16 protein-coding genes are annotated in these 17,035 nt (G+C 74.0%); 6 read left to right on the plus strand and 10 right to left on the minus strand.

Going from position 1 to position 17,035, the window contains the following annotated elements; all coding sequences use genetic code 11:
- Positions 1 to 45: 45 nt before the first annotated feature.
- Positions 46 to 1,065 (minus strand): ABC transporter substrate-binding protein, encoded by a 1,020-nt coding sequence (locus ACI78V_RS00175; RefSeq protein WP_456847765.1) that lies wholly within the window; start codon positions 1,063 to 1,065, stop codon positions 46 to 48.
- A 188-nt stretch (positions 1,066 to 1,253) separates the two neighbouring features.
- On the opposite strand from ACI78V_RS00175, the gene ACI78V_RS00180 reads away from it, so the two are divergent.
- Complete coding sequence (locus tag ACI78V_RS00180; RefSeq protein ID WP_456847766.1) at positions 1,254 to 1,844, plus strand: DUF6318 family protein; 591 nt, start codon at positions 1,254 to 1,256, stop codon at positions 1,842 to 1,844.
- Positions 1,845 to 2,287: 443 nt separating this feature from the next.
- A complete protein-coding gene (locus ACI78V_RS00185; protein WP_456847767.1) occupies positions 2,288 to 2,755 on the plus strand; it encodes a hypothetical protein in 468 nt (155 codons plus the stop codon).
- Positions 2,756 to 2,780: 25 nt separating this feature from the next.
- Here ACI78V_RS00185 and ACI78V_RS00190 read toward each other — a convergent pair whose 3' ends face one another.
- Together ACI78V_RS00190 and upp are read right to left on the minus strand one after the other, a co-directional pair.
- Positions 2,781 to 3,674, minus strand: coding sequence for a Gfo/Idh/MocA family protein (locus tag ACI78V_RS00190; protein WP_456847768.1), 894 nt, complete (start codon positions 3,672 to 3,674; stop codon positions 2,781 to 2,783).
- Positions 3,671 to 4,294 (minus strand): uracil phosphoribosyltransferase, encoded by a 624-nt coding sequence (upp, locus tag ACI78V_RS00195; RefSeq protein ID WP_456847769.1) that lies wholly within the window; start codon positions 4,292 to 4,294, stop codon positions 3,671 to 3,673. The genes ACI78V_RS00190 and upp overlap by 4 nt, the downstream gene beginning before the upstream one ends.
- A gap of 51 nt (positions 4,295 to 4,345) precedes the next feature.
- Between upp and deoC the strand changes: the two genes are divergently transcribed.
- From deoC to ACI78V_RS00215, 4 genes are all read left to right on the plus strand, one after another.
- Positions 4,346 to 5,341: a deoxyribose-phosphate aldolase gene (gene deoC / locus ACI78V_RS00200; protein WP_456847770.1), complete on the plus strand. Its 996-nt coding sequence runs from the start codon at positions 4,346 to 4,348 to the stop codon at positions 5,339 to 5,341.
- On the plus strand, positions 5,341 to 6,786 hold the full coding sequence (locus ACI78V_RS00205; protein WP_456847771.1) for an aldehyde dehydrogenase family protein: 1,446 nt from the start codon (positions 5,341 to 5,343) through the stop codon (positions 6,784 to 6,786). Before deoC ends, ACI78V_RS00205 begins: the two co-directional genes overlap by 1 nt.
- Positions 6,783 to 7,655, plus strand: coding sequence for an aldehyde dehydrogenase family protein (locus ACI78V_RS00210; RefSeq protein ID WP_456847772.1), 873 nt, complete (start codon positions 6,783 to 6,785; stop codon positions 7,653 to 7,655). Before ACI78V_RS00205 ends, ACI78V_RS00210 begins: the two co-directional genes overlap by 4 nt.
- Before the next feature lie 124 nt (positions 7,656 to 7,779).
- Positions 7,780 to 9,201, plus strand: coding sequence for a hypothetical protein (locus ACI78V_RS00215; RefSeq protein ID WP_456847773.1), 1,422 nt, complete (start codon positions 7,780 to 7,782; stop codon positions 9,199 to 9,201).
- A 143-nt stretch (positions 9,202 to 9,344) separates the two neighbouring features.
- On the opposite strand, the gene ACI78V_RS00220 is transcribed toward ACI78V_RS00215, so the two are convergent.
- The 7 genes from ACI78V_RS00220 to ACI78V_RS00250 all read right to left on the minus strand — a co-directional run bounded on the left by ACI78V_RS00220 (position 9,345) and on the right by ACI78V_RS00250 (position 17,029).
- A complete protein-coding gene (locus tag ACI78V_RS00220) occupies positions 9,345 to 10,823 on the minus strand; it encodes a DEAD/DEAH box helicase (RefSeq protein WP_456847774.1) in 1,479 nt (492 codons plus the stop codon).
- A 230-nt stretch (positions 10,824 to 11,053) separates the two neighbouring features.
- Entirely contained in the window at positions 11,054 to 12,124 is a 1,071-nt protein-coding gene (locus tag ACI78V_RS00225; RefSeq protein WP_456847775.1) for an adenosine deaminase, read from the minus strand.
- Positions 12,125 to 12,244: 120 nt separating this feature from the next.
- Positions 12,245 to 13,051: an ABC transporter permease gene (locus ACI78V_RS00230; RefSeq protein ID WP_456847776.1), complete on the minus strand. Its 807-nt coding sequence runs from the start codon at positions 13,049 to 13,051 to the stop codon at positions 12,245 to 12,247.
- The gene (locus tag ACI78V_RS00235; RefSeq protein WP_456847777.1) at positions 13,048 to 13,950 is read right to left on the minus strand and encodes an ABC transporter ATP-binding protein; all 903 of its coding nucleotides are present in this window, start codon (positions 13,948 to 13,950) and stop codon (positions 13,048 to 13,050) included. Before ACI78V_RS00235 ends, ACI78V_RS00230 begins: the two co-directional genes overlap by 4 nt.
- An 81-nt stretch (positions 13,951 to 14,031) precedes the next feature.
- On the minus strand, positions 14,032 to 15,315 hold the full coding sequence (locus ACI78V_RS00240; RefSeq protein ID WP_456847778.1) for a thymidine phosphorylase: 1,284 nt from the start codon (positions 15,313 to 15,315) through the stop codon (positions 14,032 to 14,034).
- A complete protein-coding gene (locus ACI78V_RS00245) occupies positions 15,315 to 15,761 on the minus strand; it encodes a cytidine deaminase (RefSeq protein ID WP_456847779.1) in 447 nt (148 codons plus the stop codon). The genes ACI78V_RS00240 and ACI78V_RS00245 overlap by 1 nt, the downstream gene beginning before the upstream one ends.
- Entirely contained in the window at positions 15,761 to 17,029 is a 1,269-nt protein-coding gene (locus tag ACI78V_RS00250; protein ID WP_456847780.1) for an ABC transporter permease, read from the minus strand. The genes ACI78V_RS00245 and ACI78V_RS00250 overlap by 1 nt, the downstream gene beginning before the upstream one ends.
- Positions 17,030 to 17,035 lie beyond the last annotated feature (6 nt).

Genomic DNA, 17,035 nt, shown 5'->3' on the forward strand with positions numbered 1-17,035 from the left:
CCGGCGGCCGCGGGCGGCTCGACCGGCCGGCGTGCCCGGGCCGGCTCAGCGGACGGGCGCCAGCAGGGCGTCCAGGTCGACCTCGCCGGCCAGCAACCCGTTGGCGTCGCCGAGCTCGGTGAACAGCTCGAAGGTCTCCTCGCTGACGTCGGTGTTCCACTCGGGCAGGGTCACCTCCGCAGCGAGCTCGGGTGAGATGTCGAGGTAGGTCGGCAGGATCGCCCGCACGGCGTCCGGGTTCTCCTGCGCATAGGTGAGCGACTGCTCGATCGCCCGGGTGAACCGCTCGACCAGGTCGGCGTTCTCGCCCGCGAACCGGGCGCTGGTGAAGTAGCTCGACACCTCCACCTGGACGTCGGTGAAGTCGTTGAGCGGGGTGGTGAGCACCCGGATCCCCTGCGGCTCGCCCAGGCTGATGAACGGCTCCACCTGCCAGGCGGCGTCGACGTCGCCGGCCTGCAGGGACGCGGCCATGTTCGGGAACGGCAGCTCCACGAAGGTGATCGAGTCCGGGTCACCGCCGTCGGCCTCGACCGACGCCTTGACGACCGTGTCGCCGATGGCGTTGACCGTGTTGGTGGCGACCCGCCGGCCGGCGAGGTCGGCGGGCCGGGTGATCGACTCGTCCGCGGTGACGATCGTGTAGGCGTCCTGCTCGGGGTCGCCGGTGCTGTCGACGCCGCTGGCGATCACCTGCAGGGGCAGACCGCTGGAGGCGGCGACCACCAGCGAGAGGTTGTTGCCGAACCCGATGTCGATGCTGCCGCTGGCCACACCCGGGACGATCGCCGCGCCGCCCTGGCCCGCGCTCAGGTCGAGCTCGATGCCCTCGTCCTCGAAGAAGCCCTGCTCCATGCCGACGTAGACCGGCGCGACGTCGATGATGGGGATGGTGCCCAGGGCGATCGTCTCGGTGCCCTGGCTCCCGCCACCGCCCTGCTCCCCGGATCCCCCACCGTCGTCGCCGGAGTCGCCGCCGCACCCGAGCAGGAACAGCGGCAGGGTGAGGGCTGCGGCCGCCCATCCCCTGGGCCGGGTCGTCGGTCGGGCACCGTGGCGGATCACCCGTCGATCGTGACACGCGCCACCGGGGGGCCGCGCGCTCCGCCGCCGTTCCTCCCGCCCTGCCGGTCCTGCAGGACCGGCAAGGCGCGAGATGCACCGGCAATGCGATCGGGTGGTTGTCCACAGGGCTGCGTGCCCGGGGCGGCCGCGCTCCGTAGTGTCCCGGCGGTTGGTGGATCGACTCGGGGGTGGACGACGTGGCACGGCGCACGACGCTGCGACTGGTGGCCGGCCTGACCGTGGGTGCGGCCCTGCTGGGCGGGTGCGCGCAGGCGCAGCAGGCCAGCGAGAACCTGCCGAGCGCGGCTCCGGAGGCCGAGCCGTCGGACGCGGAGCTCCCACCCCTGGGTCCGGCGGACCTGCCGATGCCCGACGAGGCCCGCACCCAGGACGCCGCCGGTGCCGAGGCGTTCGTGCGGTACTACATCGACCTCATCAACCGGACGTCCACCGTCATGGACGCCGCCCCGCTCCGAGAGTTCAGCAACGGCTGCGCAGAGTGCAACCGCATTGCCACGGAGACCGAACAAGACGCGCAGGCTGGATATCGGTACCAGGGCGGAAAGATCACCATCACGTGGATTAAGTCCCCGCCTCCAGGTTCGGAGGCAGAGATCGGCTTTGTGGCGGATCAAGAAGCTCTGAGCGTGCTGGACACCAGTGGCGCCCCGGTGCAAGGACTGACGTTCCCCGCGTATGACCAGCTGTCTTCAGGGGCGTCCGCCCGCTGGCATCAACCCAGCCAGACGTGGATCTTGACTGGCCTGACACTCGGATGACTCGTCACAAGAGTTCGTATGCGGCGACAGCAATCGCGACAGCGGCCTTAGTGTTTGCGTTGACTACCCCGGCCTCTGCCCAGGAGTGTCGCCGTGGCTGCGGCACTGCCCAAGTCGGCACTGCGCCAGGTGCGCTTACCGCATCACTTGCGGCGAATGTGCCCGGCTCTGGCTGGACCGCCAGTCATGGGGCTTCAGTGGCACACCCATACACCTACCGGCTGACGCCTCCGTGCGAGTACGACACTGCCGCTGGGGACACATGTCGCGCTGAGGATGACCGGCTCTGTCCCGCACCGCCGGAGCGGGTCGCCCAGTTCCTGGTCATTGAACAGCGAAGACTTGTTCTTCCTGACGGCACGACGGTCGACGGATTCCCAGTGGCACCCGGCACTACTCCGGGCACGCCTATCGGGGAGTGGCAAACGATCACCCGCACCTGCGTGGACATCACCGAGCTCAACCCGCCGCCGTCCCCCGGCGAGGTGTTCCGCTACTTCCAGACCCTGCCCCTGCCGCAGCTGCCGACCCAGCAGCAGCCGCCCGGCAACGGCCTGGTGGGCCTGCCGGTCGTCTTCTACACCGACGGCCCGACGACGCAGACCTTCACCGTCGACATCCGCGGGTTCGACGTCGACATCGTCGCGACGGCCAGCGGCTTCACCTGGCACACCGGCGACGGCACCGAGCTCACCAGCGCCGACCCCGGCGCGCCCTACCCGCACCACACGGTCAGCCACGAGTACCGCAGCGGCACCTACACCGCGTCGCTGACCACCACCTGGAGCGGCACCTTCAGCGTCGACGGCGGGGCCGGCGCCGACGTCCCCGGTACGACGACCACCGAGGGCCCGCCGGTCACCTTCGCCGTCCTGCAGGCCAACGCCGTCCTCACCAACCCCTTCGACTGAGCCGGACCGGCCCGCCCGAGGAGCCTCAGTGCTCGACCGGCTCCCGGCAGCCCGAGGCGAGCGCCCGCTCGGCCGCCGCGAGCACCGCGACCACGTCCCGGCCGAAGCCGACGTCGCAGGGGTGCGTGCCGCCCGTCATCGCAGCCGCGCCCAGCTCGTCGACCGCGACCGACAGCGCCTCGACGGGGTGCTCGGTGTCGGGCAGCAGGACGACGCGGCCGGCGTCCCCGTGCACGTAGAACTCGATGCCCGTCGACATCGGCGCGACGGTGTGCGACAGGGTCACCGTCGACGACACCCCGGCCGAGTGCTGCACCACCAGGTGCACGGTGTCACCCGACCCGCCGCCGGCCTGCACCGTCGTCACCGGCCCGAGCGCCGGCAGGAGCAGTGACAGCGCGTGCGGGCCGATGTCCCACAGCGCCCCGTGCTGGCGGCGCCAGGGCGAGTCGAAGGGACTGCCGGCCAGCGCGCTGAGCCAGGTGCCGGCACCGCCGGCGAGCATCGTGCGCCCGGCCTGGGCCAGCCACGTGGCGGTGCCGGTCTGGAAGCGGAAGGTGAAGAAGACGACCGACGCGACGCCGGCCGCCCGCACCGCGGAGACCACCCGGTCGGCCTCGGCCAGAGACAGGCCGATGGGCTTCTCCAGCAGGAGGTGCTTGCCGGCGGCTGCGGCTCGTTCCACCAGCCCGACCTGCACGGACGGCGGGACGGCGATCGCCACCGCGTCCACCTCTGCCAGCAGGGCGTCGAGGTCGGCGTAGCCCGGGACGTCGAACTCCGCCCCCACCGCCTCGGCCTTGGCCAGGTCGCGACCCCAGACGCCCGCGAGCGACGCCGTCGGGTGCTCCGCGAGCGCGGCGGCGTGCACGGTCTGTGCCCAGTGCCCGGTGCCGAGCACCCCGAAGCGCACGGTCACACCGCCCCGAACTGGCGGTCCCCGGCGTCGCCCAGCCCCGGCACGATGTAGGCCTTGTCGTTGAGCCCCTCGTCGACCGAGGCGGTGAAGACCCGCAGCGGCAGCCCGCTCTCCTCCAGCCGCGTGATCCCCTGGGGCGCGGCGAGCGCGCACAGCACGGTGATCGAGGTGGCGCCGCGGGCGGTCAACAGCCCGCAGCAGTGCACCAGCGACCCGCCGGTGGCGAGCATCGGGTCGAGGACGAACACGTCGCGGTCGACCAGCGACGCGGGCAGGGACGCCATGTACGCCTCCGGCTGGAAGGTCTCCTCGTTGCGGGCCAGGCCGACGAAGCCCATCTGCGACTCCGGCAGCATCCCGTGCGCGGTGTCGGCCATGCCGAGCCCGGCCCGGAGGACCGGCACGATCAGCGGCGGGGCCGCCAGCCGGTAGCCGGTGGTCGTGGTGACCGGGGTGGTGATCGGGTCCTCGGCCACGGCGAGGTCGCGGGTGGCCTCGTAGACCAGCATCTGGGTGAGCTCGCGCAGCGCCGCGCGGAACGCCGCGTTGTCGGTCCGTTCGTCCCGCATGCGGGTCAGGCGGGCACGGGCGAGCGGGTGGTCGACGACGGTGAGCTGCACGGGCGCCACCGTATCGGCCGGGCCGGGACGCGCTCAGGGGAGAATGCCCCCATGACCCACGTGCTCGACCCCGACGCCCTGACGGCGGAGACCCCGCCGCGGCGCGAGCCCCTGGCGCCGTTCCGCGACGTGATCCGCTCGGACGCCGCCTTCCGGGCCTTCCTGCACGGCCTCCCGGGCGTCGACCAGGTCGGCGCCGAGTCGCGTGTCGCGGTGCTCGGCACCCGGTCGATCAAGACCACCGCCAAGGCCTGGGCGATCGACACCGCCATCTCGATGGTCGACCTCACCACCCTGGAGGGCGCCGACACCCCGGGCAAGGTGCGCTCCCTCGCCGCCAAGGCGCGCCGTCCCGACCCGGGCGACCCGTCGTGCCCGCAGGTGGCCGCGGTCTGCGTCTACGGCGACCTCGCCGGCGTCGCCACCGAGGCGCTGGCCGGCTCCGGCATCCACACCGCCGCCGTCGCCACCGCCTTCCCCAGCGGCCGGGCGAGCCTCGCGGTGAAACTCGCCGACGTCCGGGACGCCGTGGCGGGCGGCGCGGACGAGATCGACATGGTCATCGACCGCGGCGCCTTCCTCGCCGGCCGGTACCTCGACGTCTACGACGAGATCGTCGCGGTCAAGGAGGCCTGCGGCGAGGCCCACCTCAAGGTCATCCTCGAGACCGGCGAGCTGGTCACCCTCGACGCCGTCCGCCGCGCCTCGTGGCTGGCGATGCTCGCCGGTGGCGACTTCATCAAGACCTCCACCGGCAAGGTCTCCCCCGCCGCGACCCTGCCGGTCTGCCTGGTGATGCTGGAGGCGGTCCGCGACTTCCGCGCCGCCACCGGACGCCAGATCGGCGTCAAGCCCGCCGGCGGCATCCGCACCACCAAGGACGCCGTCCGGCACCTGGTCCTCGTCAACGAGGTCGCCGGGCCCGACTGGCTCTCCCCCGACTGGTTTCGCTTCGGCGCCTCCAGCCTGCTCAACGACCTGCTCCTGCAGCGGCAGAAGCTGCGCACCGGCCACTACTCCGGCCCCGACCACGTGAGCGTCGACTGATGACCAGCCCCTTCCAGTACGCCCCCGCCCCGGAGTCGCGGTCGATCGTCGACATCGCGCCGTCCTACGGCCTGTTCGTCGACGGCGAGTTCGTCGAGGGCAGCGGCGAGTCCTTCAAGACGGTGAACCCGGCCACCGAGGAGGTCCTCTCCGAGGTCGCCGCCGGCACCGCGGAGGACGTCGACCGCGCGGTGAGGGCCGCCCGGCGGGCGTCCACCCGCGTGTGGGGCCCGATGCGCCCGGTCGACCGCGGCAAGTACCTGTTCCGCATCGCCCGCCTCCTGCAGGAGCGGGCGCGGGAGTTCGCCGTCCTGGAGTCGCTGGACAACGGCAAGCCGATCCGGGAGTCCCGCGACGTCGACGTCCCCCTGGCCGCGGCGCACTTCTTCTACCACGCGGGCTGGGCCGACAAGCTCGACTGGGCGGGCCTGGGGCCGGGCCCGCGGCCACTGGGCGTGGCCGGTCAGGTCATCCCGTGGAACTTCCCGCTGCTGATGCTGGCGTGGAAGGTCGCCCCCGCGCTGGCCACCGGCAACACCGTCGTCCTCAAGCCCGCCGAGACCACCCCGCTGACCGCGCTGCTGTTCGCCGAGGTCTGCCGGCAGGCCGACCTGCCGCCCGGCGTGGTCAACATCGTCACCGGCGCCGGCGACACCGGCCGGGCCGTGGTGGAGCACGACGACGTCGACAAGGTGGCGTTCACCGGCTCCACCGAGGTGGGCCGGTCCATCGCCCGTGCCGTCGCCGGCACCCGCAAGAAGCTGACGCTGGAGCTCGGCGGCAAGGCGGCGAACATCGTGTTCGACGACGCCCCGGTCGACCAGGCCGTCGAGGGCATCGTGCAGGGGATCTTCTCCAACCAGGGGCACGTCTGCTGCGCCGGCTCCCGGCTGCTGGTGCAGGAGAACGTCCACGACGAGGTCATCGCCTCGCTGCAGCGGCGGATCGGCACGCTGCGCCTCGGCGACCCGCTGGACAAGAACACCGACATCGGGGCGATCAACTCCGCGGAGCAGCTGGGCCGCATCCGCGAGCTCTCCGACATCGGCGAGGCCGAGGGCGCGCGGCGCTGGCAGCCGGCCTGCGAGCTGCCCGCCCGGGGCTTCTGGTTCCCGCCGACGGTGTTCACCGACGTCTCCCCCGCGCACCGCATCGCCCGCGACGAGGTGTTCGGGCCGGTCCTGTCGGTGCTCACCTTCCGGACGCCGGACGAGGCGGTCGCCAAGGCCAACAACACCACCTACGGCCTGTCGGCGGGCATCTGGACGGAGAAGGGCTCCCGGATCCTGGAGATCGCCGACCGGCTGCGCGCCGGCGTGGTCTGGGCCAACACGTTCAACAAGTTCGACCCGACGTCGCCCTTCGGCGGCTACAAGCAGTCCGGGTACGGCCGCGAAGGTGGCCGGCACGGGCTGGCCGCGTACCTGAGAGGTGCTGACCAGTGATCGGCAGCGAGCGACTCGCCGTCCGCAAGACCTACAAGCTCTACGTCAACGGCGCGTTCCCGCGCTCGGAGTCCGGCCGCACCTACGAGGTCACCGACGCCAAGGGGCACTTCCTCGCCAACGCCGCCCTGGCGTCGCGCAAGGACGCCCGGGACGCCGTGGTGGCGGCCCGCGCCGCGTTCGGCAGGTGGTCCGGCGCGACCGCGTACAACCGCGGCCAGGTGCTCTACCGCGTGGCCGAGGTGATGGAGGGCCGGCACGTCCAGTTCTGCGACGAGGTCGCCGCGGGTGAGGGCCTGTCCGGCTCCAAGGCCCGCGCCGCCGTCGACGCCGCGATCGACCGCTGGGTCTGGTACGCGGGCTGGACCGACAAGCTCGGCGCCGTCCTGGGCGGGGCCAACCCGGTCGCCGGTCCGTACTTCGACTTCTCGCTGCCCGAGCCCACCGGCGTGGTCGCCGTCCTCGCGCCGCAGCGCTCCTCGCTGCTCGGCCTGGTCAGCGTGCTCGCCCCCGTGCTGGCCGGCGGCAACACCGCCGTCGTGGTGACGTCGAGGGACCGGCCGCTGCCCGCGGTCACCCTCGGCGAGGTGCTCGCGACCAGCGACGTCCCGCCCGGCGTGGTCAACCTGCTGACCGGGGACGCCGAGGAGATCGGACCCTGGCTGGCCGAGCACGACGACGTCGACGCGATCGACCTGACCGGCGCCCCCGCCGGCCGCGCGATGGAGCTGGAGCGGCTCGCGGCGGGCAGCATCAAGCGGGTGGTCCGGCCCCCGGCGGAGGAGCCGGACTGGACCGCCGACCCCGGCTTGTCGCGGCTGACGCCGTTCCTGGAGACGAAGACGGTGTGGCACCCGATGGGCCTCTGACGGAGGACCCCGTCCCCCTCACCCCACGCGGGCCCGCGGCGGGCCCCTGGACGGGGCCGGTCGGGAGGCGGCCGCTCCAGCACCTCACCGACCCGGAGGTGCGCTTCCAGGCGGACCGGGCAGGATGTGGCCCGTGGCAAGGCCGAGCATCGTCCCCATCGCCCTCACCGTCGACGACCGCACCGGCTACACCCTGTGGGCCCCGCCGTGGGAGGAGGACGGCGAGGAGTGGCAGGCCTTCCTCGGCACCTCCGAGGGTGACCGCGCGAGCGTCCACCTCTTCCCGACCCCGGCGGCCCTGGCCGCGTTCTGCCGCACCCGCACCGACCACGACCTGGCCGACCACCCGGTGTGGCCGGTCGTCGTCGGGCTCGGCGCCGCGGACCTCACCCCCGACGACGACCACCGCTACGACCTCGACGGCGTCTACGACATCGCCGCGGAGGCCGCCGACCGCTGGGCGGTCGAGGAGCTGGCCGCCACCATCGACATCGTCAGCCGGCTGGCCGAGTGCCTGGACCTCGACGACGAGGAGGACGGCGACCTCGACGACGAGCTGACCGACGAGGACGACGACCGCGACGTCGACGCCGACGTCGACCTGGACCGCCGGCCGTCCGCCGACGTCGAACGGGGCGGGGAGTTCGGCGCCCTGGCCGAGTTGGTGGCCCGCCCCGAGATCGGCTCCCTGGGCCTGGGCGTGGACGCCTTCGTCGGCCGCGCCGGTGAGGACGCCTGGCTGGGCGTCGGCAGCGCGCTCGACGACCTCTGGGAGGACGTCCTGGAGGAGCTCTCGGCCCACCTGGACTGGACCGGCGGCGGCACCGTCGACCTCGCCGACTACCCGTCGGCCGCCGAGGCGGACGACGAGGACGACCTGGCCGACACCGTGCAGACCACCCCCGCCGCGGGCGCCACGGCGGCCGCCGTCACCCCCGTGAGCACCATCGCCCGGCCGGGCCGGCTCGACGTGCCCGCCGCGGAGGTCGCCCGGGCGGCGGAGTTCTGGGAGGGCGTGGGCATCCTGCCGGTGGAGCTCGTCGTCCCGGAGGGTGCCGGGCTGACGCTGCGCTGCTACGTCGACGACCGGGCCCGCTTCCTGGGTCGCGACGGCGAGGTCTACCTGTTCTCCTCGCCCGACGACCTCGCCCGCTTCTGCGCCGGAGAGGAGGACCACGACCTCACCGAGATCGCCTCCTGGCCCGAGGTCGCCGGCACCGACGTCCCGCCGCTGCCCTCCGAGCAGGACCGCTACGACCTCACCGAACTGTCCGAGGTCATGGCGGAGGTCGCCGACGGGGCCGCCGGCCTGGTCCCCCACCGCGCCCTCACCCAGCCGGTCGAGGGCGTGCGGGACGTCGCCGAGTACGCCGGTCTGACCCGGGTCGAGGCGCTGCTGCAGCCGACCGAGCCGCTGGGCCGGGCCGTCGACCGCGCCGACCGGGAGCCCGACGCCGCGCTGCGCGCCGAGGACGCCGCGGTGCTGCGGTCGGCCTGGGAGGAGGTCGTCACCGAGGTGAGCGGGGCCCTGGTCTTCCGGGACTGAGGCAGGGCGCGGGGGCGGTCACCCCGTCCCGCCGTGTCGGTCACGGGCCGAGCGGACGACCACACGCAACGGCAGCGGCCGGCCCCGGGACCCCGGGACCGGCCGCTGCCGTCGGACCCTCCTGCGGCAGCAGGAGGGTCCGCTCAGTTGGAGAAGTCCGCCGACCGGCCGGGACGGCCACCCTGGCCGCGGTAGCCGCTGGGCCGGCGGTCGCCGTAGGAGCGCTCGCCGTCCCGGCGCGGACGCTCGGAACGCTCGCCCACCGGACGGTCGCCGTGGGGACGACGGGGCCGGTCGCCGTCGCGACGCGGACGGTCACCCTCGCGGCGCGGACGCCGCGGACCGGAGCCCGCGGAGCGGCGGGACTCGCGCACCGGACGCTCGACCGGCTCGACGTGCACGCCACTGGCGACGAGCTCGGCGATCGGGGCGTCACCCGGACGGATCCGGTCCACCATCGGGTCCACCTTGGCCGAGCGGAACCGGCGCTTGGCCTGGCCCACCTGGTCGGGCAGCAGCAGGGAGACGACGACACCGGCGGCACCCGCGCGGGCGGTCCGGCCCGAACGGTGCAGGTAGGTCTTGGCGTCCGCCGGCGGGTCGTAGTGCAGGACCAGCGAGACGTCGTCGACGTGGATGCCGCGGGCGGCGACGTCGGTGGCGACGAGCACCGGGCTGCGGGCGTCGGTGAACGCCTCCAGCGCGCGCTTGCGCGCCGACTGCGGGAGCCCGCCGTGGATGGCCTGGGCCTTGATGCCGGCGGCCTGCAGGTTCTCGGTCAGCCGGTCCACGCCGAGCTGGGTCCGCGCGAAGACGATCGTGCGGCCCGGGCGCCCGGCCAGCTCGGTGGCCACCTGCAGCTTGTCGCGGAAGGCGAGGCTGAACGCGAGGTGCTCGGCCGGCGGGGCGTCGTCCCCGGCCCGCTTGACCTCGTGCCGGGCCGGGTCCTTCAGGTACCGGCGGACGAGGGCGTCGACCTCGCCGTCCAGCGTGGCCGAGAACAGCAGCCGCTGGGCGTCGGGGGCGGTCTGGTCGAGCAGCTCCTGCACGACCGGGAGGAAGCCCAGGTCGGCCATGAAGTCGGCCTCGTCCAGGACGGTGACGACGACCTCGTCGAGGGTCGCCTCGCCCTGGCTGATCAGGTCCTGCAGCCGGCCGGGGGTGGCGATGACGACGTCGACGCCGCGGCGCAGCTGCTGGATCTGGCGGTACATGGGGGCACCGCCGTAGACGGTGGTGACGTGCACGCCGATGGACTGGCCGAGCGGCGCCAGGTTGTCGGACACCTGCTGGGCGAGCTCGCGGGTCGGGACGAGCACCAGGCCGCGCGGGGCACGCCGGCCGGTCTTGACCTCGGCACCGATGCGGGCCAGCAGCGGGAGGCCGAAGGCCAGCGTCTTGCCCGAGCCCGTGGCGGCCTTGCCGAGCACGTCACGGCCGGCCAGGGCGTCGGGCAGGGCCGAGGTCTGGATGGCGAAGGGGTGGCGGATGCCGCGCCGCTCGAGGGCGGTCACCAGCTGCTGGGGCAGGCCCAGCTGCCCGAAGGTGGGGCCGGCGGGGGCCTCGACCTCGGGGGTGTGCTGAGGGGTGGTCTGGACGTCGACAGCGTCGAACGTGGTCATACGGGTGTGGGACTCCGATGCTTCTCGGGCGCGTCCCGTGGTCATGCGTGAACGCCGTCGACCGGCGTCCTCACTGGCGATCGCTCACGTCAGCTGTGACGCCCGGATCTGCACGGATGCGCTCTTACCCGGACGGACCGTCCGGAGGATGACCGGCGAGTGCCGGTGTACCCAAAGTAGCAGCGCAGCCCGCGGCGTGATTCCCCAGCGCGGGGTGGCCCGCGCCACCCTCATCCGCGCAGGAGCGCGTACCCGGGCCGCACGACGTCGGTCAGCAGCCGCTTCCGCTCCGCCTCGTCGGCGAACGCCGCCCCCAGCGCCCGCTCGGCGACCACCTGCACGTCGTCCCAGCCCCAGCCGAAGGTGGTCACCACGTCGGTGAGCTCGCTGGACGCCGAGACCCCGCTCATCAGCCGGTTGTCGGTGTTGAGCGTGACCGCGAAGCCCAGCCGGTGCAGCCGGTCCACCGGGTGCTCGGCCAGCGAGGGGTAGGCGCCGGTCTGCACGTTGGACGACGGCGCGACCTCGAGGGTGACCTGCTCGTCCCGGACCCGCTGCGCCACCGGGCCCAGGCAGCCGTCGGCGCCCACCTCGTCGGCGATGCGGACGCCGTGACCCAGCCGCTCCGCGCAGGCCCCGTCGAGGGCCGCCACGATGCTGTCGATCCCCGCCGCCTCGCCGGCGTGGACGGTGCGGTGCGCGCCGGCCCGGTGGAGCAGCGCGATCGCCGAGGGGTGCCGGTCGGGCGGGAAGCCGCTCTCCGGGCCGGCCAGGTCGAAACCGACCACCCCGGCGTCCCGGTGACGGACGACGAGCCCGGCCACCTCGTCCCAGCGGTCGTTCTGCCGCATGGCGCACAGCAGGGTGCCCACGGTGATCGGGGTGCCGGCCGCCGCGGCCTCCGCGGCGCCCTGGGCGTAGCCGTCGAGCATCGCCTCGACCGCGGTGTCCATCGGCATGGCGGTCAGCAGCTCCGGTGCCATGCGCACCTCCGCGTAGACCACGCCGTCGGCGGCGAGGTCGAGGGCGCACTCGCGCGCCACCCGCCGCACCGCCTCCGGCCGCTGCATCACCGCGACGGTGTGCGCGAACGTCTGCAGGTAGCGCTCCAGCGAGCCGGAGTCGGCCGCCGCCTGGAACCAGCGGCCCAGCTCGCCGGCGTCGTCCGTGGGCAGGCCGCGGTAGCCGCACTCGTCGGCGAGCTCGAGCACCGTCTGCGGCCGCAGCCCGCCGTCCAGGTGGTCGTGCAGGAGGACCTTCGGGGCCCGGCGGAGGGACGCGGCGTCGAGGGGTGCGGACACCGGGTCATTGTCGTCCGCTCCGTGCGCCGACTTGAGCCGGGGACGGACACCCGGCCGAGGCGGCTCGGCCATCCAGGGGAACGGCCCCCGGCCGCGGTGTCGCCCGGTGGGACGACGAGGTCAGCGGTCCTGCCAGCGGAAGGTCTTCACGCACAGGGCGAGGCCGACGACGCACCAGAGCCCGAGCACGAGTGCGACCCGGCCGAGCTCCCAGGTGCCGGCCGGCTCCTGCGCGGCGAGCGCGTCGGGGAGGAACACCGACCGCAGGCCCTGGGCCATCCACTTGAGCGGGAAGACGGCGGCGACGGTCTGCAGCCAGGTCGGGACCTCGCTGAACTGGAAGAACACCCCCGAGATGAACTGCAGCACCAGCGCGACGGGCGTGACGGTGGCCGAGGCGGACCGGCCGTTGCGGGCGAGGCTGGACACCGCGATGCCCAGCAGCGTGCACGCGGCCGAGCCGAGCCCGGCGACCCAGGCGAAGGTCACCCAGTCCGCGCCGGAGGGGAGGTCGACGTCGTAGAAGACCGCGCCGATGGCCAGCAGGATGACCACGATCGCCACGGTGACGACGAGGACCTGCACCACCTTGCCGACGAAGAAGGCGCTCTTGGGCATCGGCGTCCCGGCCAGGCCCTTCAGCGTCCCGTCCGAGCGCTCGGTGGCGATGCTGATGGCCATGTTCTGCAGGCTGGCGCCGAGGATGCCCGCGGCGATGACCCCGGCCATGAAGTACTGGGTGAAGGAGACACCGCTGCCCAGGTCGTAGTCGAGCACCGCCCCGAAGACCAGCAGCAGGATCACGGGGAACATCAGCGTGAAGACGACCGACTCGCGCTGACGGAAGAACTCCTTGAGCTCCACCCCCGCGCGGGTGCGGCACACGCTGCCCACCGAGGGCAGCGGACGCTCCGTGGTCGCCGTCACGCCGGCTCTCCGATCATCCGCAGGTACACGTCCTCCAGGGTGGGGCGGGCGACGGCGAGGTCGGGCACCTCCCCCGGGAACCGGGCGGCCAGGTCACGCACGAACGCGGTGGGGACGGCGGTCTCGGCGGTGCGCCGCACGCCGTCCTCGGTCCAGGTGACCACCGCCGGCGCCTGGCCCCGCCCGCCGAGCTCGGCGGGCACGGCCACCTCGACCAGCCGGCCGCGGGCGATGACGCCGACCCGGTCGGCCAGCTCCTCGGCCTCGTCCAGGTAGTGCGTCGTCAGCAGCATCGTCGTCCCCAGGTCGCGCAACGACCGGATCAGCGACCAGAACTGGCGGCGGGCCTCCGGGTCGAAGCCCGTCGTGGGCTCGTCGAGGAACAGCAGCCGGGGACGGCCGACGATGCCGAGCGCGACGTCCAGCCGGCGCCGCTGCCCGCCGGAGAGGCTGCGGCCGCGGGAGCCGGCCTTCTCGGTGAGCCCCACGAGCTCGAGCACCTCGGCCGGGTCGCGCGGGTCCGCGTAGTAGGACGCCTGGGCCCGCAGCAGCTCCAGGCAGGTCAGCTGGCTGTCGCCGGCGCCGGACTGCAGCACGATGCCGATGTCGGCCTTCCAGCGCCGCCCGCCGGTCGCCGGGTCCACGCCCAGTACCCGGACGTCGCCGCCGTCCCGCTGCCGGTAGCCCTCGAGGATCTCCACCGTGGTGGTCTTCCCGGCGCCGTTCGGGCCGAGCAGCGCGAAGATCTCCCCCCGGCGGATGTCGAGGTCCAGGCCGGCGACGGCGGTGCTCCCGCCGTAGCGCTTGACCAGGCCGCGCACCGAGATGGCGGCGTCCGGGTCCAGAGGCGTCGCGGGGTGTACCGCACCGGGCGCGGTCGCGGCGGGCGTTCGTGTCACGAGGGGTCAGTGTCCTCTCCGCGCCTGTGGGTCCGCGCCCACCCCTCCCGTGCAGGTCCCGCGGACCTGCACGGGAGGAGGTCAGGAGGCGGTGATGCGGTCCAGCACCAGGGGCAGCGGGACGTCGTCGGTGTCGACGCCGACCGCGCCGTCGAGGGCCTCCAACGCCCGCTCGATGCGCGCCGGGTCGTCGGTGTGCAACTCCAGCAGCGGCTGGCCCGCGGTGACCTGCTCCCCCACCCCGGCGGTCCAGGTGACCCCGGCCGCGGCCGACACCGGGTCCTCCTTGCGCGCCCGGCCCGCGCCCAGCCGCCACGCGGCCACGCCGAGCGCGTAGGCGTCGAGCCGGGTGAGCGTGCCGGTCGCCGGGGCGGTCACCACGTGCTTCTCGGCCGGCTGCGGGAGCGGCGCGTCGGGGTCGCCGCCCTGCGCGGCGACCATCCGGCGCCACACGTCCATGGCCCGGCCGTCGCGCAGCGCGTCCGCCGGGTCGACGTCGGCCCGGCCGGCGCCGGCCAGCATCTCCCGGGCCAGGGCGAGGGTGAGCTCGACGACGTCGGTCGGCCCGCCGCCGGCGAGCACCTCCACCGACTCCGCCACCTCGACGGCGTTGCCCGCGGCGCGGCCCAGCGGCCGGTCCATCGCCGTCACCAGCGCCACCGTGCGCACCCCGGCGGCCTCCCCCAGCCCGACCATCGTGCGGGCCAGTTCCCGGGAGGCGTCGGGGTCCTTCATGAACGCCCCCGAGCCGGTCTTGACGTCGAGCACCAGCGCGTCGGCGCCCTCGGCGATCTTCTTGCTCATGATCGAGCTGGCGATCAGCGGGACCGACTCGACCGTCCCGGTGACGTCGCGCAGCGCGTAGAGCTTCTTGTCCGCCGGGGCGAGGTCGTTGCCGGCCGCGCAGATGACCGCGCCCACCTCGCGCAGCTGCGCCAGGTACGCCTCCTCGTGCACGTCGGCCCGCCAGCCGGGGATCGCCTCGAGCTTGTCCAGCGTGCCGCCGGTGTGGCCCAGCCCCCGCCCCGACAGCTGGGGCACCGCCACCCCGCACGCGGCGACCAGCGGCGCCAGCGGCAGCGTGGTCTTGTCGCCGACGCCGCCGGTGGAGTGCTTGTCGGCGGTCGGCCGGCCCAGCGGCGAGAGGTCCTTGCGCTCCCCCGAGTCGATCATCGCCCGGGTCCAGACGGCGAGCTCGTCGGTGCTCATCCCGCGGAAGAACACCGCCATGAGCAGCGCGCTCATCTGCTCGTCGGGCACCATGCCGGCGGTGTAGGCGTCGACCACCCAGCGGATCTGGTCCGCGGTCAGCTCGACGCCGTCCCGCTTGGCCCTGATGACGTCGATCGCGTCGAAGGCGGCCATCAGCCCTGCCCCCGTTCCGCCGCGGCGACCGCCCCGTCGGGCCGCGTGGCGGCGGCTGCCAGGTCCTCCGGGCCGAAGGCGTCGGGCAGCACCTCGCGCATCGGCACGATGCCGAGCGAGACGGTCTCGATGAGCATGTCGGCCCCGCCGTGCTCCCACAGCAGCTGCCGGCAGCGCCCGCAGGGCATGAGCGGCCGGCCGTCACCGCCGACGCAGGCGACCGCGACCAGCCGGCCGCCGCCGGTGCGCGCGAGGTCGCTGACCATGCCGCACTCGGCACACAGGCCCAGCCCGTACGAGGCGTTCTCGACGTTGCAGCCGGTGACCACGCGCCCGTCGTCGACCAGCCCCGCGACCCCCACCGGGAACCGCGAGTAGGGGGCGTAGGCGTGGGTCATGGCCTCCCGGGCGGCGGCACGCAGCGCGTCCCAGTCCGGCTCCCTCACTAGTGCTCCCCTCGTCGGTACACGAGCCCGTCGGCCTTGGGCATCCGGAGTCGCTGGGACGCCAGCGACAGGACCAGCAGCGTGGTCAGGTGCGGCGTGAACGACACCAGGCCGGGGGCGAGCTGGTCGATGGTCAGGAACCCGGTCAGGGCCCCGGCGGCGACGACGGCGGCCAGCACCGCCCGCACCGCGTGCCGGTGCACCGCCTGCCAGACGGCGACGGCGGCCAGCAGGACCGCGACCAGCAGGAACAGCGCCACCACGGCCGACCGGCTGCGCAGCTGGAGCGCGTCGGCGAAGCCGAACAGGCCCGCGCCGGCCGCCAGCCCGCCGGGACGCCAGTTGCCGAAGATCAGCGCGGCCAGTCCGATGAACCCGCGGCCGTTGGTCTGCCCCTCGCGGTAGATGCCGGCGATGAAGACCAGGAACACCCCACCCATGCCGGCCAGCGCGCCGGAGATCACCACGGCGACGTACTTCAGCCGGTAGACGGGGACACCGAGGGAGTCCGCGGCCGCCGGGTTCTCACCGCAGGCGCGCAGCCGCAGCCCGAAGGCCGTCCGCCACAGCAGCAGGTAGGAGGCCGGCACCAGCAGCACCGCCAGCACGGTGAGCAGGCCCACCCCGCTGGTCAGCCCGCGCAGGATGCCGGCGAGGTCGCTGACGAGGAACCAGCCCTGCCGCTCGAGGTCACCGAGCAGGTCCGGGCCCGAGGACAGCACCGGCACCGAGAACTCCGGCTGGTTGCCGGAGACGGCCGGCGACTGCGTGACGCCGCCCCCGGCGGGGTTGTCGGTGTAGTAGAGCTCGGAGAGGAAACGCACGACACCGGCGGCGAGGATGTTGATCGCCACACCGGAGACGACGTGGTCGACGCCGAAGGTCACCGTGGCGACGGCGTGCAGCAGGCCACCCAGCGCGCCGAACAGCAGCCCGCCGAGCAGCGCGGCCCCCCAGCCCCACTGGTAGCCGGCGAAGCCCGCGCCCCAGGTACCCAGGGTCATCATCCCGTCGAGGCCGATGTTGACCACGCCGGCCCGCTCGGAGAACAGGCCGCCGAGGGCGGCCAGCCCGATGGGCACGGCCAGCAGCAGCGCCGCCGAGAGCGTGGACGACGACGTGAGCGCCTGCTCGCCGCTGATCACGCGGACGGCGGAGAGGAGCACGAGCGCGCCGACCACCAGCCAGGTGACCCGGCGGGCGCGGCTGCCCCCGAGGAAGAGCTCACCGACCGGGCCGCGAGCCGGCCGGGTCTCCTGTGAGGTCACGACAGT

Source organism: Geodermatophilus sp. SYSU D00742, assembly GCF_054049935.1.